The organism is Halomicronema sp. CCY15110 (genome assembly GCF_016888165.1).
Classification (GTDB): Bacteria; Cyanobacteriota; Cyanobacteriia; order Phormidesmidales; family Phormidesmidaceae; genus Halomicronema.
Genome location: NZ_JACSWC010000111.1, coordinates 1 through 1,129 on the forward strand (window position 1 = coordinate 1; position 1,129 = coordinate 1,129).

The 1,129-nt window shown below is 49.2% G+C and carries 1 protein-coding gene; it reads left to right on the forward strand.

Translation table 11 applies throughout. The annotated features are described in order from the left end of the window. Positions 1 to 757: mechanosensitive ion channel family protein (locus JUK32_RS01630; protein WP_204137110.1), on the forward strand; the 757-nt coding region annotated here is incomplete at its 5' end. Between the last annotated feature and the right edge of the window lie 372 nt (positions 758 to 1,129).

A 1,129-nucleotide genomic window follows, 5' to 3' on the forward strand; every position in this document is an offset into this window, starting at 1 on the left:
TGAGTGGACGAGCCATCTTTTGTGCTTGAAATCAGTACTCCTATATTCTGCTTCACCTCATAGGGAATTGGTATTACAACGCCAGCGCCGCCTCACCATTATTCCCCTACTCAAAAGCATCCTGAAATACGTCACTTATTTCGTGGGGGGCGTCATGGTGCTGAATCTTGTGGGAATCAATCCTGCGCCCATTTTGGCAGGGGCAGGAATTGTGGGTTTGGCGGTGGGCTTTGGAGCCCAAAACCTGATCAACGACATCGTGTGTGGCTTCTTTATTCTGTTTGAAAACTACTACCTGGTCGGCGATTACATTGAAGCGGGCAAGGTAGAAGAGCGCATGGTCGAGGGAGAAGTGGAAGCGATCGAACTCCGCACCACCCACCTCCGCCATCCCGATGGTCAATTGCAGATTATCCGTAACGGCGACATTGGCTCGATTGTGAATTATTCAAAGCATTACACCTATGCCAAGGTCGATGTTCCCGTTCCAGCGGGCATCGAATTAGAGCAGGTTTATCAACTTATTAACCGAGTGGGCGAACAACTTAAAGTTGACTGTTTAGACGTATTAGAACCCACCCAAATTGAAGGACTCGAAAGCTTTGACGCGCACAATCTCGTAATTCGCACCATGACTCGTGTGAAGCCCGGTAAGCACTTGCATGTTCCCAGATTATTGCGGAGCAAACTTAAAGCAGCCTTTGATCAACATCTAGCCCAAAGCAGTCCACCTGCGTTAGAAATCATGCCAGAATAAAATCTGCTCAAGCGGTCCTTGAAGTCGGCCAAACTGACTGTTGTCTGTGCATTCAGTCTTGGTTGCGGCAGTCACGACTCAAGGGGCTCCCCAAAGTCTGTGCGAAGATTAATGTCGCGCAAAAGCATTTCTAAAAGCTCTTGGCTCTCCCTGAGTTCGTGTGAGATTGAGCCTTACTGGACTGAAGCATCAGGAGGCGCGGACTGGCATCTAGCCCTGTTCCACACCAGGTCAATGAGGGCCAAGCTCTCATTGATTTCAGATTAGGGACTTGCACGCAAAAAAGATTCCCATGAACCGAGTTTCGACTCCGCTCAACTCTCGATACTGGTAGGTTGAGCGAAGTCGCAACCGGATTGAACGGGTACTTTA